The sequence below is a fragment of the Caldimonas tepidiphila genome (assembly GCF_003569765.1).
Lineage (GTDB): Bacteria > Pseudomonadota > Gammaproteobacteria > Burkholderiales > Burkholderiaceae_C > Caldimonas > Caldimonas tepidiphila.
Genome location: NZ_QXMG01000015.1, coordinates 83,060 through 104,086 on the forward strand (window position 1 = coordinate 83,060; position 21,027 = coordinate 104,086).

The window sequence follows — 21,027 nt, forward strand, 5'->3', positions numbered from 1 at the left end:
CGCTAGGCGGCCTGCGCTGGCTGCGGCGTGCCGGGCGCGCGCCGGCCGTTGCGCCGCATGAACAGCAGGTAGAGCAGCGGCACCACGTACAGCGTCAGCACGGTCGAGAAGGCCAGCCCCCAGACGATGCTCGCCGCCACCGGCCCCCACAGCAGGCTCTTGCCGCCGAGCCCGACCGCGAGCGAGAACAGGCCGCCGATCGTCGTCGCCGAGGTGATCAGGATCGGCACCACGCGCCGCCGCGAGGCCCACACCACCGCGTGCAAGGTGCCCATGCCCCGCTGCAGCCGCTCGTTGGCGGCGTCGATCAGCACGATCGCCGAGTTCACCGCGATGCCGCTCAGCGCGATCACGCCGTAGAGCGTGTAGAGCGACAGCGGGTTACCGGTGAGCGCCAGGCCGAAGCTCACGCCGGTGAAGGCCAGCGGCACCGTCACGAGGATCATCAGCGGCTGCCAGTAGCTGACGAACTGCGTCGCGAGGATCAGGTAGATCAGGCCGACGCCGAGCGCGAACAGCATGCCCATCGCGTCCAGGCTCTCCTGGATGTCCTCGAGCTCGCCGGTGAACTCCAGGTCCACGCCGGGGTAGCGCGTGCGCATCCCTTCCCAGGCCTGCTGCACGCGCGCGTTGGCCTGCGCGGTGTTGAGCGCCGCGGGGTTGGCCTGGGGGTCGTCGAGGCCGGCCTCCACGGTGATCGTGCGGCGCAGGTTGTAGTGGCGGATGAAGCCCTTGCCCTCCTGCACCTCGGCCTGCATCAGCGCGCCGAGCCGCGTCACCTGGCCGTCGGGCAGGGTCAGCGGCGCGTCGAGCAACGCCGCCGGGTCGGGACGCATTGCGTCGCCCGCGCGCACGCGCACCTCGATGCGGTCGCCCCCCTCGCGCGTGAAGGCGACGATCTCGCCGTCGACCTGGATGCGCACGAGGCGCGCGAGCGTCTGCGCGTCGAGCCCGGCGCGGCGCACCGCCTCGTGGTCGAAGCGCAGCACCAGCTTGGGCCGCCCGGGCACGTCGTCGTCGCCGACGTCGCGCGCGCCCGGCACGCCGCGCACGATGTCCATGACCGCGTCGGTGGCGGCGCGCAGCCGCGGGTAGTCGTCGCCGCGCACCTTGATGTTGATCGGGCTGCCCTTGGGCGGGCCGCCCGACAGCTCGGTGAAGCTCTTGCGGCCGGGCCCCGGCATCGACTCGATGTCGCGGCGCATCGCCTCGATCACCTCGCCGACCTCGCGCCCCCCGGCGCCGCGCGGGTTCAGCGACACCGCCACCTGCCCGTAGGGGTCGCCGTAGACCGGCTCGGTCTGCGTGAACTTCAGTCCCGCCACCGACACCACCGAGCGCGCCTCGCCGTCCCCGCCGACCCCCTGGAGGTGGCCGCGCACCCGTTGCTCGACCGCCTGCGTCTCGGCGAGCGTCTCCTCCAGCGTCGCCGAGGAGGGCATGTCGACGTTGACGTAGAAGAGCCGCAGCGGGTCGAAGGCGAAGAACTGGACCTTCACCAGCCCCGCCGCGAAGAGCGCGCCGGCGGCCAGCGGCAGCAGCGCGGCAACGAGCAGCGAGCGCTTCGGCCGGCGCAGCACCATCGCGAGCGTGCGGCCGTACCAGAGCCGCACGCGGCGGTTGAAGGCGTTGCGCCGGCGCTGGCTCGGCGTGCGGGCGTCGAGCCGGAGGTTCAGCGCCGCGACGTGCGTCGGCAGCATCCAGAAGGCCTCGGCGAGGCTGATCAGCAGCGCCAGCGTGACGACGAAGGGGATCACGAACATGAAGGCGCCGACCAGGCCCGGCAGCAGCATCAGCGGCAGGAAGGCCGCCATCGTCGTCGCCACCGACGCGAGCACCGGCGCGAACACCTCGCGCAGGCCGTCCACCGCGGCGTCGAGCGCGCGCGCGCCGCGCTCGATGCGGTAGTAGATCGCCTCGACCACCACCACCGCGTCGTCCACCAGCATGCCCAGCGCGATGACGATGCCGAGCAGCACCGAGATGTTGAGCGTGTAGCCGAGCGCCGACAGCACCGCCACGGTGCCGGCGAGCGAGAACGGGATGCCCAGCGCGATCAGCACGCCGACGCGCCAGCCGAGGAAGGCCCAGCAGATCGCGAGCACCGTCGCCAGGCCCACCAGCGCGTTCGACTCCATCACGCCGATCGCCTCGCGCGTGGGCACCGTCTGGTCGTCGCTCAGCACCAGCTGCAACCCGCTCTCCGACAGCGTCGGGTTGTGGGTCTCGATGTAGCCGCGCAGCCGCCCGACGAGCTCCAGCGTGTGCGCGCCGGCCTTCTTCGTCACCGCGAGGCTGATCGCCGGCGCGCCGTCCATGCTCGCGTACTGCGCCGCGGGCGCGCGGGCGCGCTCGATGCGCGCGACGTCGCCGAGCCGCGCCGAGGCGCCCGGCCGCACGCGGCTCGTCACCGGCAGCGCGGCGAGGTCCTCCGGGCGCACCGAGACGCCCTGCGCGGTGACGGACCAGGCGCCGCCGCGCGTCTCCAGCGTGCCGGCGGAGGTGTCGCGCCAGAAGCCGCGGATCGCGTCGGCGACGTCGGTGGCGGAGAGGCCGCGCGCGGCGAGCGCCGCGCCGTCCGGCGTCACGAGCAGCTCCGGGTCGCGCAGGCCCGAGGCGTAGACCTGGTCGACGCCGGCGAGGCGCTCGAGGTCGAGCCGGATCTGCCGGCCCGCGGCGCGCAGCGTCTCGTCGTCGGCCTGGCCGAGCAGCATCAGCTGCGCGGTGGGGAATCCGTTGCTCGACGTGATCTCCAGGATCACCGGGTCCTCGGCCTCGGCGGGCAGCTCGATGTTGGCCTTGTTCTGCACCTCGCGGCGCAGGTCCGACAGGCGCTTGTCGAAGGTGCGCGCGTCGATCTGGCGGAAGCGCACCAGGATGCTCGAGATGTTCTCGCGGCTGTTGGAGACGACGAAGCGCACGTCCGAGACGCGCTGGATGCCGTCCTCCAGCGGGTTCGTGACGAGACGCTCGATGTCCTCGGCCGACGCGCCGGGCAGCACCGTGCTGATGTTGACCCAGTTGAAGTTGACCTCCGGGTCCTGCGCGCGCGGCATCGTCAGGTAGCTCATCGCGCCGAGCAGGATCACGACGACGAAGGCCACGTTGGCCAGCGGATGGTTGCGCAGCAGCGCCTGCAGCAGCTTCATGCGGAGCCTCCGGCGCGCCAGCGCGCCACCGTGAGGGGCTGGCCGTCGCGCAGCCGGGCCTGCCCGTCGACGACGAGCGGCGTGTCCGGCGCGAGTCCGGGCGCGGGCGCGGCGCGCCCCTCCTGGGCCTGCGGCAGCGGCACGAAGCGCGCGCGGCCGTCCTGCACGGCGAAGACGCCGAGCCGCCCGTCGCGGCGCACCAGCAGCGCCGCCGGCAGGTGCGGCCGGTCCTCCTTCCACAGCAGCCGGCCCTCGGTGCCGGGCAGCAGCGGCTGCCGCGGCGCGAGCCGCGCCTCGATGGTGCGCGCCGGCGCGCTGACGCTGCCAGCCACGCGCAGCAGCCGGGCCGGCGTGCGCCCGCCCGGCGACTCGAACACCGGCTCGGGCGCGGCGCGCAGGCTCGCGACCTCCTCGGGCGGCAGCCGCGCGCTGAGCTCGGCGCCCTCGGTCTCGGTCAGCACGAACAGCACCGTGCCGGGCGCGACGTACTCGCCGGCCTGCGCGAGCCGCTCGCTGACGCTCGCCGCGAACGGGGCGGTGACGCGGGTGCGCGCGAGCGCGCGCTCGGCGCTGGCGAGCTGGCTGCGGCTGGCGGCGAGCTCGCTGCGCGCGAGCTGCAGCTCGGTGTCGCGCTGGTTCAGCGCCTCCTTGGACAGGAAGCCCTGCGCGACGAGCTCTCGCGCGCGCTCGTGCTGCGACTCGGCGAGCGCGAGCCGGGCGCGGCCGGCCTGCACCGCGGTCGCGGCGCGTTCGCGCGCGATCCGGTAGTCGCCCGCGTCGATCTCGGCCAGCAGCGCGCCGCGCGCGACGCGCCCGCCGGCATCCACCGTCCAGCGCTCGATGCGGCCCGCGACCTCGGCGGCGACGCGCGCCTGGTTGCGCGCCACCACGGTGGCCGGGGCGCTGCGCTCGGGGCGGATCGCGATCTCGGCGAAGCGCGCGACCCGCACGGCTGGTGCGGCGGCCGTTGCGGAGCCGGCCGGCGCGGCGTCGGCCGGCGGCTGCTCGGCGGCCCCCGGGGCGGTGCAGAAGAGGAGGGCGGCACAGGCCAGCGCGGCCGGCAGGGTAGTGTTCATGCGAGGCGGGACGGAGCTGCGGGGATGCCGCTCGCCTCGGTACTGCGCGGCGGCGCGAGCCGGCGGGGCATTATCGGCCGGGCGCATGACAGCCCTCTTGCTGCCGGGGCCGCGCGGGGACGGGAAACCCCGTGCGCGGCGGGGCTCAGTCCCCCGCCTGCTCGATCACGCCGCCGCCGAGGCAGACCTCGCCGTCGTAGACCACCGCCGACTGCCCCGGCGTCACGGCCCACTGCGCGTCGTCGAAGTGCAGGGCGAAGCGGCCGTCGCCGGCGTCTTCGAAACGGCAGGCGGCGTCGGCCTGCCGGTAGCGCGTCTTCGCGGCGAGCTTCCCCGGCGCGGGCGGGCGGCCGGCGCACCAGCTCGTGTCGCCGGCCACCAGCGCGCGCGACAGCAGCCAGGGATGGTCGTGGCCCTGCACGACGCGCAGCGTGTTGGTCTCCAGCTCCTTGCGCGCGACGAACCAGGGCTCGTGCTCGCCGCCGCCGCGCGGCGCGCCTTTTTCCTTGACGCCGCCGATCCCCAGGCCCTGGCGCTGGCCGAGCGTGTAGAAGCTCAGGCCCACGTGGGTGCCGAGCTTGCGATCGCGCTCGTCCCGGATCGGTCCCGGCGTGTTGGACAGGTAGCGGTTGAGGAACTCGCGGAACGGGCGCTCGCCGATGAAGCAGATGCCGGTCGAGTCCTTCTTCTTCGCGTTCGGCAGCCCGATCTCTGCTGCAATGCGGCGCACCTCGGTCTTGTGCAGCTCTCCAACTGGGAACAGTGTCCTGGCCAGTTGTGCCTGATTGAGACGGTGCAGGAAATAGCTCTGGTCCTTGGACGCATCCAGCCCCTTGAGCAGCTGGAAACCGGCGTCGGTCTCGCGCACGCGGGCGTAGTGGCCGGTGGCGATCTTCTCGGCGCCGAGCCGCATCGCGTGGTCGAGGAAGGCCTTGAACTTGATCTCGGCGTTGCACAGCACGTCCGGGTTCGGCGTGCGCCCGGCCTGGTACTCGCGCAGGAACTCGGCGAAGACGCGGTCCTTGTACTCGGCCGCGAAGTTGACGTGCTCGATCTCGATGCCGATCACGTCGGCGACGCTGGCCGCGTCGAGGAAGTCCTGGCGGCTGGAACAGAATTCGCTGTCGTCGTCATCCTCCCAGTTCTTCATGAAGATGCCGATGACATCGTGCCCCTGCTGCTTGAGCAGCCATGCGGAGACGGCGGAATCGACGCCGCCGCTCAGGCCCACCACCACTCGCATCGCGAACCTTCCTTCTTCAGCGTTTCGTCTCGGGGTTGTAGAGGCTCGCGTCCGCCGTCACCAGCGACAGCGGATGGCGCACGCCGGCGAGGAAGTCGTCGATGCAGCGCATCAGCAGCGGGCTGCGGTGGCGCTCGGGGCAGGCGCGCAGCTCCTCGGGCGTCATCCACAGCGTGCGCACGATGCCGGCGTCGAGCGCGCGGCCCGGCTCGGGCTCGCCCGCGCTGCCGCAGTAGGCCAGGCGCAGGTAGGTGACGTCCTCGCCGGTGCTCGGGCGGATGAAGCGCGACAGGTAGACGCCGAGCAGCGCCTCGGGCGTGAAGACGCGGGCCGTCTCCTCGAGCGCCTCGCGCACCACGCCCTGCTCGGGCGACTCGCCCGGGTCGAGGTGGCCGGCCGGGTTGTTGAGCCGCAGGCCCTCGGCCGTCTCTTCTTCCACCAGCAGGAAGCGGCCGTCGCGCTCGATGATCGCCGCGACGGTGACACTGGGTTTCCAACGTTCAGACATCGCCAAATTCTAGGCGGCGTGGCCTGCCGGGGCCGGCGCGGGCTCGCGATCGCCTTGTCTGCCGCGAGCCACGGGCCGAAATTTTTTTGACCTGGTTACACAAAATCAGCTTCGCGTCATGTAACCATATTACAAAGACTTTCCGAAAAACAAGGACATTGCGGAGGAGGCTCCATGCAGATCGGCATCCCGCTCGAAACCCTGGCGGGTGAAACCCGCGTGGCCGTCACGCCCGAGACGGTGAAGAAGCTCAAGGCGCAGGGCCATGTGCTGCGCGTGCAGTCGGGCGCCGGCGTCGCCGCCAGCGTGACCGACGAGGCCTATGCGGCGGCCGGCGCCGAGATCACCGACGCGGCGGGCGCCCTGGCGTGCGAGCTGGTGCTCAAGGTGCGCGCGCCCCAGCCGCAGGAGCTCGCGCTGATGAAGCCGGGCAGCGTGCTCGTCGGCATGCTCAACCCCTTCGACGCCGAGGGCCTGCAGCGCATGGCCGCGGCGGGTCTGACTGCCTTCGCGCTCGAGGCCGCGCCGCGCACGACGCGCGCGCAGAGCATGGACGTGCTGTCCTCGCAGGCCAACGTCGCCGGCTACAAGGCGGTGATGCTCGCGGCCAACGCCTACCAGCGCTTCATGCCGATGCTGATGACGGCCGCCGGCACCGTGAAGGCCGCGCGCGTCGTGATCCTCGGCGTCGGCGTCGCGGGCCTGCAGGCGATCGCGACCGCCAAGCGGCTCGGCGCCGTGATCGAGGCCTCGGACGTGCGCCCTTCGGTGAAGGAGCAGGTCGAGTCGCTGGGTGCGAAGTTCATCGACGTGCCCTACGAGACCGCCGAGGAGCGCGAGGCCGCCGAGGGCGTCGGCGGCTACGCGCGGCCGATGCCGCCCTCCTGGCTCGAGCGCCAGAAGGTCGAGGTCGCCAAGCGCGTCGCGCAGGCCGACATCGTCATCACCACCGCGCTGATCCCGGGCCGCCCGGCGCCGGTGCTGGTGAGCGAGGAGATGGTCCGCAGCATGAAGCCCGGCTCGGTGATCGTGGACCTTGCCGCACCGCAGGGCGGCAACTGCCCGCTGACCGAGCCCGGCCGCACCGCCGTCAAGTATGGTGTCACCCTCGTGGGGGAAACGAACCTGCCCGCACTGGTCGCGGCCGACGCATCGGCCCTCTATGCGCGCAACGTGCTCGACTTCCTCAAGCTCATCCTGAACAAGGAGGGTGGGCTCCACATCGACCTGCAGGACGACATCGTCGCCGCCTGCAGGGTGACGCAACAAGGACAGGTGACCCGCAAATGAACTACTCCCCGATGAACCGCGTGATGCTGCGCGCGAAGCTGCACCGCGCCAGCGTGACCGAGGCCGACCTCCACTACGAGGGCTCCTGCGGCATCGACGAGGACCTGATGGACGCGGCCGACATGCGCGAGTACGAGCAGATCGAGCTCTACAACGTCAACAACGGCGAGCGCTTCTCGACCTACATCATCAAGGCCGCGCGCGGCTCGGGCGCGATCTCGCTCAACGGCGCGGCCGCCCGCAAGGCGCAGGTCGGCGACCTGCTGATCATCTGCACCTACGCGCCGATCAGCGAGGACCTCGCGCGCGACCACAAGCCCAAGGTGGTGCTGCTCGACGAGGGCAACCGCATCAAGGAAGTCCGCAAGCTCTGATTTCCCGAGCCCGGGCCGCTTCAGAAGAACAACCGCAACCGGAGGAGTAAACGCGATGGACGCCGTCAGTCCCGTGATCGTCAACCTGATCATCTTCGTGCTCGCGATCTACGTGGGCTACCACGTGGTTTGGACCGTCACGCCGGCGCTGCACACGCCGCTGATGGCCGTCACCAACGCGATCTCCGCGATCGTCATCGTCGGCGCGATGCTCGCCGCCGCGCTCACCGAGACGACGCTCGGCAAGACGATGGGCACGCTCGCCGTCGCGCTCGCCGCGGTCAACGTGTTCGGCGGCTTCCTCGTGACGCGCCGCATGCTCGAGATGTTCAAGAAGAAGGCCCCGAAGGCCGCCGCGCCCGCGGCGAAGCCGTCCCAGGCCGCGAAGGAGGGTGCGTAAATGTCGATGAACGTCGTCACGCTGCTCTACCTGCTGGCCAGCGTCTGCTTCATCCAGGCCCTCAAGGGCCTGAGCCACCCGACCACCTCGATCCGCGGCAACATCTTCGGCATGTCCGGCATGGCGATCGCCGTGCTGACCACCGGCGCGCTGATCGTCGAGCTCAGCGACATGAAGGCGCTCGGCACGGGCTACGTGCTCGCCGGCCTCGTGGTCGGCGGCGGCGTCGGCACGGTGATGGCGCAGCGCGTCGAGATGACCAAGATGCCCGAGCTCGTCGCCTTCATGCACAGCATGATCGGCCTCGCGGCCGTGTTCATCGCGGTCGCGGCGGTGGCCGAGCCCTGGGCCTTCGGCATCACCGGCACCGGCGAGCCGATCCCGGCCGGCAACCGGCTCGAGCTCTTCCTCGGCGCGGCGATCGGCGCGATCACCTTCAGCGGCTCGGTGATCGCCTTCGGCAAGCTCTCGGGCAAGTACAAGTTCCGCCTGTTCAAGGGCGCGCCGGTGGTGTTCCCGGGGCAGCACATGCTGAACCTGGTGCTCGGTCTCGCGACCGTCGCGCTGGGCCTGGTGTTCATGTTCACCGAGAGCTGGCCCGCGTTCTTCCTGATGCTGGCGCTGGCCTTCGTCCTCGGCGTGCTGATCATCATCCCGATCGGCGGCGCGGACATGCCGGTGGTGGTCTCGATGCTCAACAGCTACTCGGGCTGGGCGGCCGCCGGCATCGGCTTCTCGCTGAACAACTCGATGCTGATCATCGCGGGCTCGCTCGTGGGTAGTTCGGGCGCGATCCTGAGCTACATCATGTGCAAGGCGATGAACCGCTCCTTCTTCAACGTGATCCTCGGCGGCTTCGGCGGGGACACGGCGGCGGCCACCGGCGGCGCGCAGGAGCAGCGTCCCGTCAAGAGCGGCAGCGCGGATGATGCGGCCTTTATCCTCGGCAACGCCGAGACGGTGGTGATCGTCCCGGGCTACGGCCTGGCCGTCGCCCGCGCGCAGCACGCGGTAAAGGAGCTGGCCGAGAAGCTGACCCACAAGGGCATCACCGTGAAGTACGCGATCCACCCGGTCGCGGGCCGCATGCCGGGGCACATGAACGTGCTGCTGGCCGAGGCCGAGGTGCCCTACGACCAGGTCTTCGAGATGGAGGACATCAACGGCGAGTTCGGCCAGGCCGACGTCGCGATCATCCTCGGCGCCAACGACGTGGTGAACCCGGCTGCGCAGACCAAGGGCAGCCCGATCTACGGCATGCCGATCCTCGAGGCCTACAAGGCCAAGACGGTGATCGTCAACAAGCGCTCGATGGCCGCCGGCTACGCCGGCCTCGACAACGAGCTGTTCTACATGGACAAGACGATGATGGTGTTCGGCGACGCGAAGAAGGTCGTCGAGGACATGGTCAAGGCGCTCGACTGAGGCGCAGGCCGTCCGCACGAAGCCGCGGGGCAGCGATGCCGCCGCGGCTTTTTTTCTTGCGGGTTTTCCCGGGCCCGCAGCCGGGGTCCGGGGCATGGGGCTTGCCGCAAGCGGCGAGGAGGTCCGACGATGCCACAAGCCACTCTTCCCGATCCGCAAGCCCCGCAGCCCATCGAGGCGCCCGCCGCGAACCCCGGCGGCCATCCCGGCGACGAGGTGCCGCCGGGCACGCCGCAGAGCGCCGAGGACGTCTGCGGGCGCTGCGCCGGCCGCGGCTGGCTCGATGCCGGCGTCTGCCCGGACTGCGCCGGCAGCGGCCGCGTCACCGTGAACGTCGGGGACGCCTGAGCGCGGCGGCAGGCCGTAGCACCCGCGCGCTTCAGAAGCCGTAGGCGAGCGACAGCACGAACCTGTCCTTCTGCGAGATGCCGAAGCGGTTCTTGCCGCCGACGATCGCCTGCGCGCCCCACGTCAGCGGCGTCGAGGCGATCGGCTGCGAGACGCCGAGGATCAGGTGGCGGAAGCCGCTCGACACCGGTGCGTTGCCCGCGTAGCAGTCGTTGACGACGAAGGCCTCGCCGGCAGCGCAGGCACTGCCGTCGCGCGTGTCGGTCGTGCCGAGGTAGCGGCCCTCCTTCTCGTAGCTGTAGAAGCCGAGGCTGGCGGTGAACTTCAGGCTCCACGGCAGCTCGCGGGTGTAGAGCGCCGACCAGTAGGTGTCGCCCTTGTTGCCCCACACCGTGTCGCGCAGCAGCGTCTGCGCCGAGAGCGCCAGCGGCCCCCAGGACAGGCCCAGCTTGGTCTCCGGCGCATTGCTCGCCACGCCGTTGATGTAGTGGTAGTAGGTCAGCCCGGCGGTGTAGCCGAGGCCGCCGAGGCTGCCGCCGTAGCCGGCGTAGAAGTCGTTCTCGATCGACTTGTCGGTCTGGAAGTCGGTGATCGTGGCGTCCCGGTAGGAGCGGCCGAGCTGCTTGTACGAGTAGTTGATCTGCGAGCCCCAGTAGCCGGCGTAGAAGCCGCTGTCGTGCGCGAAGTCCGCGCCCCACTGCAGCACCGGCTTGTCGGACTCGGGCGCGTCGGCCAGCGCGTTGCCGAGCGGCGCGCCGTTGCCGTAGGTCGTCGTCACGCCGCGCAGGTCGTAGCGCGACACGAGGTCGACGTGGCCGCTCAGGGTGTAGGGCGCCTGCCCGTCGGCGGCACGGGCCGCGCCGCAGGCGGCGAGCAGGGTCAGGCACAGTGCGGAAGTCTTCTTCATGGTGGATGCTCCGTGGGGACGATGGGAAAAACCGGGGCGAGCCGCTCCGCCGCGCCCGCTCGTGCAGGCGCGTCGGATCGGGGAAGGAGGGCGCCGCGAGGGCGCGTCAGCTCATGAGTGGGGGGCGGCTGCTCGCGCCGCGAGGAAGGCGCGCCAGCCGCCGTGCTGCGTGATCTCCTGCGCGCCGTCGAGGCCGGCCGGCTCGCAGATGAAGCCCGGAACGCTGCTGCCGTCGGCGAGCAGCGTCTTGCCGATGCCCAGCGGCGCCGGGATGCCGGCGACGAAACTGCCGAAGTGCCGCGCCGGCAGCTCCCAGACCTCGACCTCGATCGCCGCGCCGCCCTCGGCCGCGCGCACGAGGCCGGGCCGCAGCGGCGGGCCGCCGGCGAGCGCGTGGAAGCGGTAGACCGGCGCGGTGTGCGTGCGCGCGACCAGGCGCGCGCCGCGCTGCGTCAGCTGCCAGTTCAGCGGCTGGCCTTCGAGATGCGCGCCGCAGACCGCGACGCGCACCTGGCCCGAGGGCAGCGCGGGCGCCACCTCGGCCGCCGCCGGCAGCGGCACGCCCGTGGCGCCGAGCGTCGCGGCGCGGCCCGACAGCGCCCGCTGCCAGCGCGAGGCCGCATGCAGCAGCGGCACGTCCTGGTGCGCCGGCGCGAAGAGGGTCACGCCGAAGGGCAGGCCGCCGGGCGTGAAGCCGGCCGGCACCGCGATTGCGGCGTAGTCCAGCAGGTTCATGAAGTTGGTGTAGAGCCCGAGCTCGGTGTTGCGCAGCACCGGCTCGGCGAGCATCGCCTCGATGGTCGGGTGCGTCGGCGCGGTGGGCGTCAGCACCGCATCGACCTCGTTCCACACCGCGTCGCAGGTGCGTTTGAGCGCGCGCAGCCGGTACTGCGCCGCGAAGGCGTCGGCCGCGAGCAGCCTGGCACCGCCGAGCGTGATCTCGCGCGTGACCGGGAAGACGGCCTCGGGCCGTGCGTCGATGAAGTCGCGGATCGCCTGGTAGCGCTCGGCGACCCAGGGGCCGCCGTAGAGCAGCCGCGCGGTTTCCAGGAAGGGGGCGAAGTCGATCTCGACGAGTTCGGCACCGAGGGCGCGCGCATGCCCGAGTGCCGCGTCGAAGGCCTCGGCATAGGCGGCGTCGCCGAGGAACTCCAGCTGATCGCGGCGCGGCACGCCGAGCCGGAAAGCGGCCGCGCGACCGAAGTCGAAGCCGTGCGGCTCGGCAGGGCGCGCGTAGGCGTCCGCCGCGTCGAAGCCCTGGGCGACCGAGAAGACGCGGTGCGCATCGTCGGCGGTGAGCGCGAAGATGGAAATGGTGTCGAGCGTGCGGCAGGCGGGCACGACGCCGCTCGCCGACAGCAGCCCGAGGCTGGGTTTCAATCCGACGAGGTGGTTGAAGGCGGCGGGCACGCGGCCCGAGCCGGCGGTGTCGGTGCCGAGGCTGAAGGCGACCTGCCCGAGCGAGACGCTCACCGCCGAGCCGGAGCTGGACCCGCCGGACACGTATCCGGGATCGAAGGCGTTGCGGCAGGCGCCGTAGGGCGAGCGCGTGCCGTTGAGGCCGGTGGCGAACTGGTCGAGGTTGGTCTTGCCGACGGGGATCGCGCCGGCGTCGATCAGGCGCTGCACGACGAAGGCGCTCTTTTCCGGCACGTAGGCGTAGTCCGGGCAGGCGGCGGTGGTGGAGACGCCCGCGAGGTCGATGTTGTCCTTGACCGCGAACGGGATGCCGTAGAGCGGCAGCGTCGCCGGGTCGCGGTCCGCGAGCGCCGCGGCGCGCGCCTGCAGCTCCCCGGCGGGCAGCACGCGGATCCAGGCACGGTGCGGGTCGTCGCCGATGCGGCGCAGCGCCTCGCTCACCACCTGGGCCGGCGTCACGCTGCCGGCGAGATAGGCCGCGCGCAGCGTGGCGATGTCGAAGGACAGTTCGTTCGGCTTCATGCGGCCACCTCTTCTTCCAGCGTCTCCAGCACCACCACGTCCTGCCCGGCACCGACCGCGCCGCCCTCGCGGCAGGCCACGCGCCAGACCCGTCCCGCGCAGGGCGCGGTGATGGCGAATTCCATCTTCATCGACTCGACGACGACGAGCGTCTGGCCCTCCGCCACCTCGTCGCCCTCGGCCACCAGCAGCTTCCAAACGCTGCCCGGCACGCTGCTCGCGACCGCGCGCGCGCCCTCCGGCAACTCCCCGCCCTCGGCGGCAGCCGGCGCCTCGGCCTCGCCGACGTACTCGGCATGGCCCGCGGCGCGCCAGCGCTCGCGCTCGGCGTCGAAGGCGGCCTGCTGGCGCGCCTTGAAGCCGGCGATGCTCCCGGCCTCGCGCGCCAGGAAGGCGCGGTAGTCGCCGAGGCTGAAGCGGCCCGGCTCGATGCGCAGGCGATAACGGCCGGCAGGGAAGTCGCGGCGGATCCGTTGCAACTCCTCCTGCGACACCGGGAAGAAGCGCACCTGGTCGAAGAAGCGCAGCAGCCACGGCTTGCCGGCCTCGAACTCCAGCGCGCCCTGGCGTGCGTCGCGCCAGCGGTTCCACATCTGCAGCGTGCGGCCGACGAACTGGTAGCCGCCGGGGCCTTCCATGCCGTAGACGCACATGTAGGCGCCGCCGATGCCGACCGCGTTCTCCGGCGTCCAGGTCCTCGCCGGGTTGTACTTGGTCGTCACGAGCCGGTGACGCGGGTCCAGCGGCGTCGCGACCGGCGCGCCGAGGTACACGTCGCCCAGGCCCATCACCAGGTAGCTCGCGTCGAAGACGGTGCGGTAGACCTCCTCGATCGAGTCCAGGCCGTTGATGCGGCGGATGAACTCGATGTTGCTCGGGCACCAGGGCGCGTCCGGGCGCACCGACTGCATGTACTTCTCGATCGCGAGTTTCGTCGCGGGGTCGTCCCAGGACAGCGGCAGCCAGACGGTGCGCGTCGGCACCTCGATCCGGTCCACCGCCGGCAAGGCGTGTTCGGCGGCGATCAGCTTCTTCAGCAGCTCCGCGCGGGGCAGGCGCCGGGGGTCGAAATGCAGTTGCAGCGAGCGGATGCCGGGCGTCATGTCGACGATGCCGGCCAGCCGCCCCGCATCGCGCTCGGCCTGCAGCGCCTGCATCAGCGCGTGCACGCGGAAGCGCAGCTCCAGGTCGAGCACCAGCGGCCCGTACTCGAGCAGCAGGTAGCGGTCGCCGGCCTGGCGGATTGCCATCGCGGGCAGCTCGCCTTGGGCCTCCTCGCTGTAGACCACCGGGCTCAGGGCCGAGGAGATTTCTGCCGGGGCGACGCCGGCCGGAAGCGCCGGCAGCGGCTCGGCAAGCGAGCCCACGAGCGCGTCCTGCGCGTCCTGCAGCGCCTGTGCCTCCTCGAGGCTCACGCAGCGGAAGCGCAGCGTGTCGCCGGGGCGCAGCTGGCCGAGCTTCCAGCGCTCGGCGCTGACCACCACGCCCGGGCAGACGAAGCCGCCGAGGCTCGGGCCGTCGGGACCGAGGATCACCGGCATGTCGCCGGTGAAGTCGATCGCGCCGATGGCGTAGGCGTTGTCGTGGATGTTCGAGGGGTGCAGCCCGGCCTCGCCGCCGTCGGCGCGGGCCCACTGCGGCTTCGGGCCGATCAGGCGCACGCCCGTGCGGCTGGAGTTGTAGTGCACCTCCCAGTCGGTGCCGTAGACCGACTCGATGTCCGCGGGCGTGAAGAAGTCGGGCGCGCCGTGCGGGCCGTAGAGCACCGCGATGTCCCAGTGCTTCTTCAGTTCCGGGCGCAGCGCGGGCGCGAGCGCGGCCTGCGGCTCGCCGGCCGTCTCGTTCGCGAAGTGCAGCAGGTCGCCGCAGCGCAGCGTGCGGCCGGCATGGCCGCCGAACTGGCCGAGCGTGAAGGTGGAGCGGCTGCCGAGGTAGTGCGGCAGGTCGAGCCCGCCGCGCACCGCGAGGTAGCTGCGCGCGCCGGCGCCGCCGACCGCGCCGAGTTTCAAGGTGCTGCCCGCCGCGATCTGCCGGGCTTCGTACAGCGGGAAGGGCCGCCCGTCGAGCGTCGCGAGCATCGGCGCGCCGGTCAGCACGACCACCGCGTCGGAATGAAAACGCAGCGTCGGGCCGCTGAGCGTGCATTCGAGCGTCGCGGCCTCCAGGGCGTTGCCCACCAGCCGGTTCGCGAGCCGGTGCGCGAGCTCGTCCATCGGGCCCGAGGGGGGCACGCCCACGTCCCAGTAGCCGATGCGGCCGGGCCAGTCCTGCACCGTGGTCTGCACGCCCGCCTCCAGCACCTCGAACGCGCGCGGCTTCCATTGGATGCCGCCGAGCGTGCTCGTGAGGACCTTGCCCAGCCTGAAGCTCTCGTGGCCGGCGAGCGCGCGCAGGTAGCGCAGGTTGGTCTCGATGCCGGCGAGGCGCGTCGCGGCGAGCGCGGCCTGCAGCTTCGCGACGGCCTCTTCGCGCGTGTCGGCGGTGACGATCAGCTTGGCGATCATCGGGTCGTAGTGCGGCGGCACCTCGCTGCCGGTCTCGACCCAGGTTTCGATCCGCGCATCCTGCGGGAACGCCACCTCGGTGAGCAGGCCGGCGCAGGGCTGGAAGTTGCGCGCCGGGTCCTCGGCGTAGAGCCGCACCTGGATCGAGGCGCCGCGCGGCACGGGCGCAGTCAGCTCGAAGCAGTCGCCGCGCGCGAGGCGCACCATCCACTCCACAAGGTCGATGCCGGTGACCTGCTCGGTCACGCCGTGTTCCACTTGCAGCCGCGTGTTCACCTCCAGGAAGTAGAAGGCGCCGCTCGCCGCATCGAGCACGAACTCCACCGTGCCGGCCGAGCGGTAGCTCACCGCCTGACCGAGACGGACAGCAGCGTCGAGCAGCGCGCGGCGTGTGTCGGCAGCGAGATGCGGCGCGGGCGTCTCCTCGATCACCTTCTGGTTGCGCCGCTGCGCGGAGCAGTCGCGCTCGCCGAGGGCCACCACTTGGCCGCGTCCGTCGCCGAAGAGCTGCACCTCGATGTGGCGCGCCTGCTCGACGAACTTCTCGAGGAACAGGCCCGCGTCCTTGAAGTTGGCGCGCGCAAGCCGCTCGACCGCCTCCCAGGCGGCGTCGAGCTCGGCCTCGCTCCTCACCAGCCGCATGCCGATGCCGCCGCCGCCGGCGGTGCTCTTGAGCATCACCGGATAGCCGATGCGCGTGGCCTCGCGCCGGGCCTCGGCCGCGTCGGCGAGCAGGCCGCTGCCCGGCAGCAGCGGCACGCCATGCGCCTGCGCGAGCTCGCGCGCGGTGTGCTTCAGGCCGAAGGCGCGCATCTGCGCCGGGGTCGGGCCGACGAAGGCGATGCCGGCCTCCTCGCAGGCCTGCGCGAAGCCGGGGTTCTCCGACAGAAAGCCGTAGCCGGGATGGATCGCGCCGGCACCGGTCTCCTTGGCGGCGGCGAGGATGCGCTCGGCGTCGAGGTAGCTTTGCACCGCCGGGGCCGGGCCGATGCAGACGGCTTCGTCGGCGAGGGCGACGTGGCGCGAGTCGGCGTCCGCCTCGGAATAGACCGCCACGGATTTCAGGCCGAGCGAGCGGAGCGTGCGGATGATGCGGCAGGCGATGGCGCCGCGGTTGGCGATCAGGACGGTGTCGAACATGGGGCGGCCTCGTTGGGCGCTGGCGGGTCGTCCCGCCCGGGAGTTCGATCGCGGCCGGGTCGTCCCGGCCGGCCGGCATTTAGGTGCCGGGTGAGGAGGCCTTCTTCTTCAGGCGGCGTTCCACAGCAGGAAGCGCGCGGGCGTCGGGTTGTAGGCGTTGCAGGGGTTGTTGAGCTGCGGGCAGTTCGACACCAGCATCAACAGGTTCATCTCGGCGCGCAGCTCGACGTACTTGCCCGGCGCCGACACGCCGTCGGCGAACTGCAGCCCGCCCTCGGGCGTCACCGGGACGTTCATGAAGAAGTTGACGTTGGGCACCAGGTCGCGCTTGCCCAGGCCGATGTCGGCGTGCTGGAGGGCCAGCAGGTAGTTGTCGCGGCAGCTGTGCATGAACTTCTTCTGCAGCGCGTAGCGCACCGTGTTGCTCTCGGCCGCGCAGGCGCCACCGAGCGTGTCGTGGCGCCCGCAGGTGTCGGCGACGATGGTCAGCATCGGGCGGCCCTCGCTGGAGACCAGCACCGAGCCGGTGGTCAGGTAGATGCCGCCCTGGCGCAGCATCGTGTCGGTGGCGCTGTAGTGCTCGGCCGGCTCGTCGCGGTTGTAGAAGATCACGTCGACGGCCTGGTTGCCCTCCAGGTCGACGATGCGCAGCGTCTGGCCTTTTTCGATTGCCAGCAGATAGGGCTCGCCGGCGGGCAGGGTGTGGTCGTGCACGGCATCGAGCGGGTCGAGCGTGCTCTCGTGCAGGCGCATGGCGGCGGCGGTGGTCATCGCGGTCGTCTCCATCACAGGTAGAGCAGGTCGGCGTTGTGGATCGCGCGCGCGTTCTCCGGACGGAAGCGGCGGCAGAAGTCGTTGGCCGGCGCCGGTCCCGAGCGCCAGGCGGCCAGCCCCACCTTCTTCGGCGCGTAGGTCGGCGAGGGGTCGAGCGGATGCGGGGCCGTCGAGAAAGCGATCAGCGTGTCCATCTCGAAGCGCAACTCGACCTCGCTGAAGGCGTCGGCGTGGCCGGGCACGAAATGAAAACGCCCTTCCTCATCGACCGTGACCTTGGAGAAGAAGTTGACCGGCGCGATCAGGTCGCGTTTGCTCAGGCCGTGCTTGCCGATCTCGATCAGCAGGCCGTCCTTGCCGCTGCGGTACATCGCATTGCGATGCGTCTGGAAGGGCCGCGTGCCGTACTGCTGCGCGAGCCGCTCGGCGTCGAGCAGACCCCCGAGCGGGTCGTGCCAGCCGACCGTGTCGCGGGTGATCGACGCGAGCGCGCGCCCCATGTCGCTCATCAGCACGTGGCCGCGCGTGTAGTGCGCGGTGTGCTGCGCCTTGAGCGAGTCGGGCATGCAGTAGCGCTCGAGCTTCTCGCGCGCCGAATAGAGCACCATGCCGAGGTTCGCGCCGGCCTCGAGCGCGACCATGCGCAGCCGGCTGCCGCGCGGCATCACGGCCGACCAGTGGCCGCCGCCGGGCACGATCTCGCTCCACATCACGCGCGCGGGCTCGAGCTCGGGCGCGAAGCGCTGCCAGTGCGCCACCGCGTCCACGGGTTCGGCGGGGGAGGGGTTGTCGGGGGTGTCGAGCCAGGTTTCCATGTCGGGGACTCCAGGGAGTGGCGCGTCAGAGGCCGGCGCCGTCGGCCTGGGCGCTGAGCTTCTCCAGCAGTTCCAGGTCGGTCTTCATGCCGGAGGTGTCGCGGATGCGGTCGAGGATGGTCTTCTTGAGGGCCAGGAACTCGGGCGCGAGCTTCATGTCCTGCGTGCGGCGCGCGGGCAGCGGCACCTCGTGGATGCTGTCGATGCGGCCCGGGCGCGGCGCCATCAGCACGACGCGGTGGCCGAGGTAGATCGCCTCCTCGACGTCGTGCGTGACGAAGACGATGGTGCTCTTCTCCTGGCGGTGCACGTGCGCGATCAGGTCGTGCATCACCTCGCGCGTCTGCGCGTCGAGCGCGCCGAAGGGCTCGTCCATCAGCACGATCGGCGGTCGGCTCATCAGCGCACGCGCGATCGCCACGCGCTGCTGCATGCCGCCGCTCAGCTGGTTCGGGTAGGCGTTCGCGACCGCGGTCAGGCCCATCAGCCGCAGCAGCGCGTCGGCGCGGCCGGCGGCGGCCTCCACATCCGCGCTGGTGCGGTCCCGCGTGTGCGCCTTGAGCTGGCGCGTGAAGCGGATGTTGTCGAGCACGGTGAGCCAGGGGTAGAGGCTGTAGTGCTGGAACACCATCGCGCGATCGGGCCCGGGGCCGCTCACCGGCCGGCCGTCCACGTTCAGCCCGCCGCGGCTGTAGGTCTCCAGCCCCGCGATCGTGCGCAGCAGCGTGGACTTGCCGCAGCCCGAGGCGCCGACGAGCGTGACGAACTCGTTGCCGCGCACCTGCAGGTTCACGTCCTGCAGGGCCGGGGCGTCCGAGCCGGGGTAGAACTTCCACAGCCCGCTGCATTCGATCAGCGCGGAGCCGGCGGCGGCCGGCGCGCCATCGCGCTGCAGCAGCGCGGCCGATGTGCTCATGTCCATCTCAGTGCCGTCCTTTCAGCCAGGGGAACGCGCGGCGGTGCGCGAAGCGGAACGCCTGGTCGATCGCGAGGCCGATCAGGCCGATCAGCAGGATGCCGGCGAAGATCTTGTCGGTCTGCAGGAAGCGCTGCGCCTTCAGGATCGCGAAGCCGAGGCCCGAGTTCGCCGCGACCAGCTCGGCGACGACGAGGTAGGTCCAGGCCCAGCCCATCGTGATGCGCAGCGTGTCGAGCAGCGCCGGCTTGGCCGAGGGCACGATCACGCGCTCGACGATCTCGGTGCGCGTCGCGCCCATCGTCTGCGCGGCCTCGATCTGCGCCATCGGCACGCGCCGCACGTCCTCGGCCACCATCAGCACCATCTGGAAGAAGGTGCCGAGGAAGATGATCGCCACCTTCGCGCCCTCGTCGATGCCGACCCACAGCATCACGAGCGGGATGAAGGCCACCGCCGGCATGTAGCGGATGAAGTCGGTCAGCGGCTCCAAGAGCGCCTGCACCGCGCGCCAGGTGCCGATGAAGAGGCCCAGCGGCAGCGCGATCAGTGCCGACAACGCCCAGCCCGAGACGACGCGCATCACGCTGATCGCGGTGTCGCCGAGCAGGTCGTCGTCGAAGGCCCAGCCGCGCAGGCGCTCGAGCACCTTGCCCGGGCCCGGCAGGAACACCGGGTCGACCTGGCCGAGCGCGGCGAGCAGCGCCCAGGCGAGGAGCGGCAGCAGGAGGCCCGCGATCGCGAGCGCCCAGTACAGGCGCTGCGGAATGGCTTGGCGGATCGCCAGCATCACGGCCTCACTTCAGCGCTTCGAGCAGCAGCGAGCCGTCGAGGCCGCGCGCCGCGTCGGGCCGGGCGTCGATGAGCTTGTGCTGCAGCAGGAAGTCGCTGATCGTCGGCGCCACGGCGGCGAGCGAGGTGGGCTGCTTGGCGTCGAACGCGGCCCGGTTGGCGGCGACGTCGAAGAAGCGGGTGCCGGGCAGGAAGACCTTGTACTCGGCGGGCGACAGGCTCACGACCTTGGCCATGATCTTCGCCGCCTCGTCGGGCTGCTTGCGGATGAACTCCTCGGTGTCGAACCAGGCGCGGATCATGCCGACGAGATCGCGGCGCTTGGTCTGGATCGCCTTCTCCTGCGCGACGAGCAGGTCGGGGACCAGGCCGGGCAGGTCCTTGGACGTGAACAGCGCGCGGCCCTTGCCGCTCTGCTGGATCTGGTGCACCCAGGGGTTCCAGACCACCGCGGCGTCCACGCGGCCGGTCATGAAGGCGGCGGCCGCGTCGCCGGCCGACAGGTTGACGATCTTCACGTCGGCGGGCTTCATGCCGTTCTGCGCCAGCGCCATCGCGAGCACGAAGTGCGAGATGCTGTACTGCTCGAGCGCGACGCTCTTGCCCTTGAGCTCGGCGAAGGACTTGATCTTCGGGCTCACCATCAGCGCGTCGTTGCCGGCCGAGTTGTCGTTGACGAGCACGGCCTTGAGCGGCAGGCCCTTGGCGAGCGGGCCCATCGTGTCGGACCAGGTCTGCGAGTTCGCGTCGAGCTGGCCCGAGGACAGCGCCGCGATCGAGTCGGTGTAGTTGGCGAACCAGACGAGCTTGACGTCGGCGCCGTGCTTCTTGAAGAAGCCCTTCTCCTGCGCGACGTACCAGGCGACCCAGCCCGGCCAGTCGGAGACGCCGACGCGCACTTCGGCCGCGGCCGGCAGCGGCGCCGCTGCGGCGAAGGCGAGGGCGGTGCCGGCCAGCACCGCGCGGGGGGACAGGCTCCGGATGAGGGATTGCAGAACTCGACGCATGACAGGCTCCAGAACTGAGGACAAAGGCGAGAGGGCACTTCTGTCGAAGCGGACCTCCCGGGCTTTTGTCCCGCCGTGGAGCCTGCGCCGGTGAAACGGCCGCCGCAGGCCGATGGCTCTCGGACCAGTCGCCCTGCCGTCGTCGCTCATTGCACGACGCGCAGAACCGGAACCCTAGCCATCCTTCGAAGAAACGGTTCGTGCCCGTCCCTCTCGCCGACCTTTATCGCAAGGCCGATGCCAGGGCCCGGGCAGGCCGTTCCGGGAGCGGGGACGCGGCTGCGGCACCAGCAAGGTGCGTTTCACGCGTCCCTGGTGCCTTCTCGGGCCTCTTCGTGGTGCATCCGCATACGGGGTGAACTAAGGCCCGTCATCAATTGAGCCAAACGACGGCGGCAGCCAAATGGATAGCGCCGAG

The 21,027-nt window shown here is 71.4% G+C and carries 17 protein-coding genes and 1 riboswitch; of the genes, 5 read left to right on the plus strand and 12 right to left on the minus strand.

The features are described from left to right. Positions 1-2 precede the first annotated feature (2 nt). The 4 genes from D3A59_RS12220 to D3A59_RS12235 form a co-directional block, all read right to left on the minus strand. Positions 3-3,149, minus strand: a complete 3,147-nt coding sequence (locus D3A59_RS12220) for an efflux RND transporter permease subunit (protein ID WP_119155212.1) — start codon at positions 3,147-3,149, stop codon at positions 3-5. Continuing rightward, the gene (locus D3A59_RS12225; protein WP_157991510.1) at positions 3,146-4,225 is read right to left on the minus strand and encodes an efflux RND transporter periplasmic adaptor subunit; all 1,080 of its coding nucleotides are present in this window, start codon (positions 4,223-4,225) and stop codon (positions 3,146-3,148) included. The genes D3A59_RS12220 and D3A59_RS12225 overlap by 4 nt, the downstream gene beginning before the upstream one ends. A gap of 145 nt (positions 4,226-4,370) precedes the next feature. Next, the gene (gene mnmA / locus D3A59_RS12230) at positions 4,371-5,468 is read right to left on the minus strand and encodes a tRNA 2-thiouridine(34) synthase MnmA (RefSeq protein ID WP_119155214.1); all 1,098 of its coding nucleotides are present in this window, start codon (positions 5,466-5,468) and stop codon (positions 4,371-4,373) included. A gap of 16 nt (positions 5,469-5,484) precedes the next feature. Continuing rightward, positions 5,485-5,976 carry an NUDIX hydrolase gene (locus D3A59_RS12235; RefSeq protein ID WP_119155215.1) on the minus strand — a complete coding sequence of 164 codons (492 nt, stop codon included), beginning with the start codon at positions 5,974-5,976 and terminating at the stop codon, positions 5,485-5,487. A gap of 174 nt (positions 5,977-6,150) precedes the next feature. Here D3A59_RS12235 and D3A59_RS12240 point away from each other — a divergent pair, with 174 nt between their 5' ends. From D3A59_RS12240 to D3A59_RS12260, 5 genes are all read left to right on the plus strand, one after another. Continuing rightward, positions 6,151-7,266, plus strand: coding sequence for a Re/Si-specific NAD(P)(+) transhydrogenase subunit alpha (locus D3A59_RS12240; RefSeq protein WP_119155216.1), 1,116 nt, complete (start codon positions 6,151-6,153; stop codon positions 7,264-7,266). Between the two features lie 11 nt (positions 7,267-7,277). After that, positions 7,278-7,640, plus strand: coding sequence for an aspartate 1-decarboxylase (gene panD, locus D3A59_RS12245; protein ID WP_119155217.1), 363 nt, complete (start codon positions 7,278-7,280; stop codon positions 7,638-7,640). A gap of 55 nt (positions 7,641-7,695) precedes the next feature. Beyond that, positions 7,696-8,040 carry an NAD(P) transhydrogenase subunit alpha part 2 gene (locus tag D3A59_RS12250; protein ID WP_119155218.1) on the plus strand — a complete coding sequence of 115 codons (345 nt, stop codon included), beginning with the start codon at positions 7,696-7,698 and terminating at the stop codon, positions 8,038-8,040. Next, positions 8,041-9,465, plus strand: coding sequence for an NAD(P)(+) transhydrogenase (Re/Si-specific) subunit beta (locus D3A59_RS12255; protein ID WP_119155219.1), 1,425 nt, complete (start codon positions 8,041-8,043; stop codon positions 9,463-9,465). A gap of 129 nt (positions 9,466-9,594) precedes the next feature. Next, positions 9,595-9,813: a hypothetical protein gene (locus D3A59_RS12260; RefSeq protein ID WP_119155220.1), complete on the plus strand. Its 219-nt coding sequence runs from the start codon at positions 9,595-9,597 to the stop codon at positions 9,811-9,813. Positions 9,814-9,844: 31 nt separating this feature from the next. Here the strand turns inward: D3A59_RS12260 and D3A59_RS12265 are convergent, their stop codons facing one another. The 8 genes from D3A59_RS12265 to D3A59_RS12300 form a co-directional block, all read right to left on the minus strand. After that, positions 9,845-10,720, minus strand: a complete 876-nt coding sequence (locus D3A59_RS12265) for a TorF family putative porin (protein ID WP_119155221.1) — start codon at positions 10,718-10,720, stop codon at positions 9,845-9,847. 111 nt (positions 10,721-10,831) lie between these two features. Further along, positions 10,832-12,661: an allophanate hydrolase gene (gene atzF, locus D3A59_RS12270; protein ID WP_119155222.1), complete on the minus strand. Its 1,830-nt coding sequence runs from the start codon at positions 12,659-12,661 to the stop codon at positions 10,832-10,834. Beyond that, on the minus strand, positions 12,658-16,305 hold the full coding sequence (gene uca / locus D3A59_RS12275; RefSeq protein ID WP_119155223.1) for an urea carboxylase: 3,648 nt from the start codon (positions 16,303-16,305) through the stop codon (positions 12,658-12,660). The genes atzF and uca overlap by 4 nt, the downstream gene beginning before the upstream one ends. Positions 16,306-16,413: 108 nt before the next feature. Beyond that, positions 16,414-17,058, minus strand: coding sequence for an urea amidolyase associated protein UAAP2 (locus D3A59_RS12280; RefSeq protein WP_205665180.1), 645 nt, complete (start codon positions 17,056-17,058; stop codon positions 16,414-16,416). Between the two features lie 32 nt (positions 17,059-17,090). Further along, positions 17,091-17,789: an urea amidolyase associated protein UAAP1 gene (locus D3A59_RS12285; RefSeq protein WP_205665181.1), complete on the minus strand. Its 699-nt coding sequence runs from the start codon at positions 17,787-17,789 to the stop codon at positions 17,091-17,093. A gap of 130 nt (positions 17,790-17,919) precedes the next feature. Then, positions 17,920-18,810: an ABC transporter ATP-binding protein gene (locus D3A59_RS12290; protein WP_205665178.1), complete on the minus strand. Its 891-nt coding sequence runs from the start codon at positions 18,808-18,810 to the stop codon at positions 17,920-17,922. A 7-nt stretch (positions 18,811-18,817) separates the two neighbouring features. Continuing rightward, complete coding sequence (locus D3A59_RS12295) at positions 18,818-19,600, minus strand: ABC transporter permease (RefSeq protein ID WP_119155227.1); 783 nt, start codon at positions 19,598-19,600, stop codon at positions 18,818-18,820. A 7-nt stretch (positions 19,601-19,607) separates the two neighbouring features. Beyond that, entirely contained in the window at positions 19,608-20,609 is a 1,002-nt protein-coding gene (locus D3A59_RS12300) for an ABC transporter substrate-binding protein (RefSeq protein WP_119155228.1), read from the minus strand. Between the two features lie 52 nt (positions 20,610-20,661). Then, positions 20,662-20,798: riboswitch (guanidine-I (ykkC/yxkD leader) on the minus strand. Positions 20,799-21,027 lie beyond the last annotated feature (229 nt).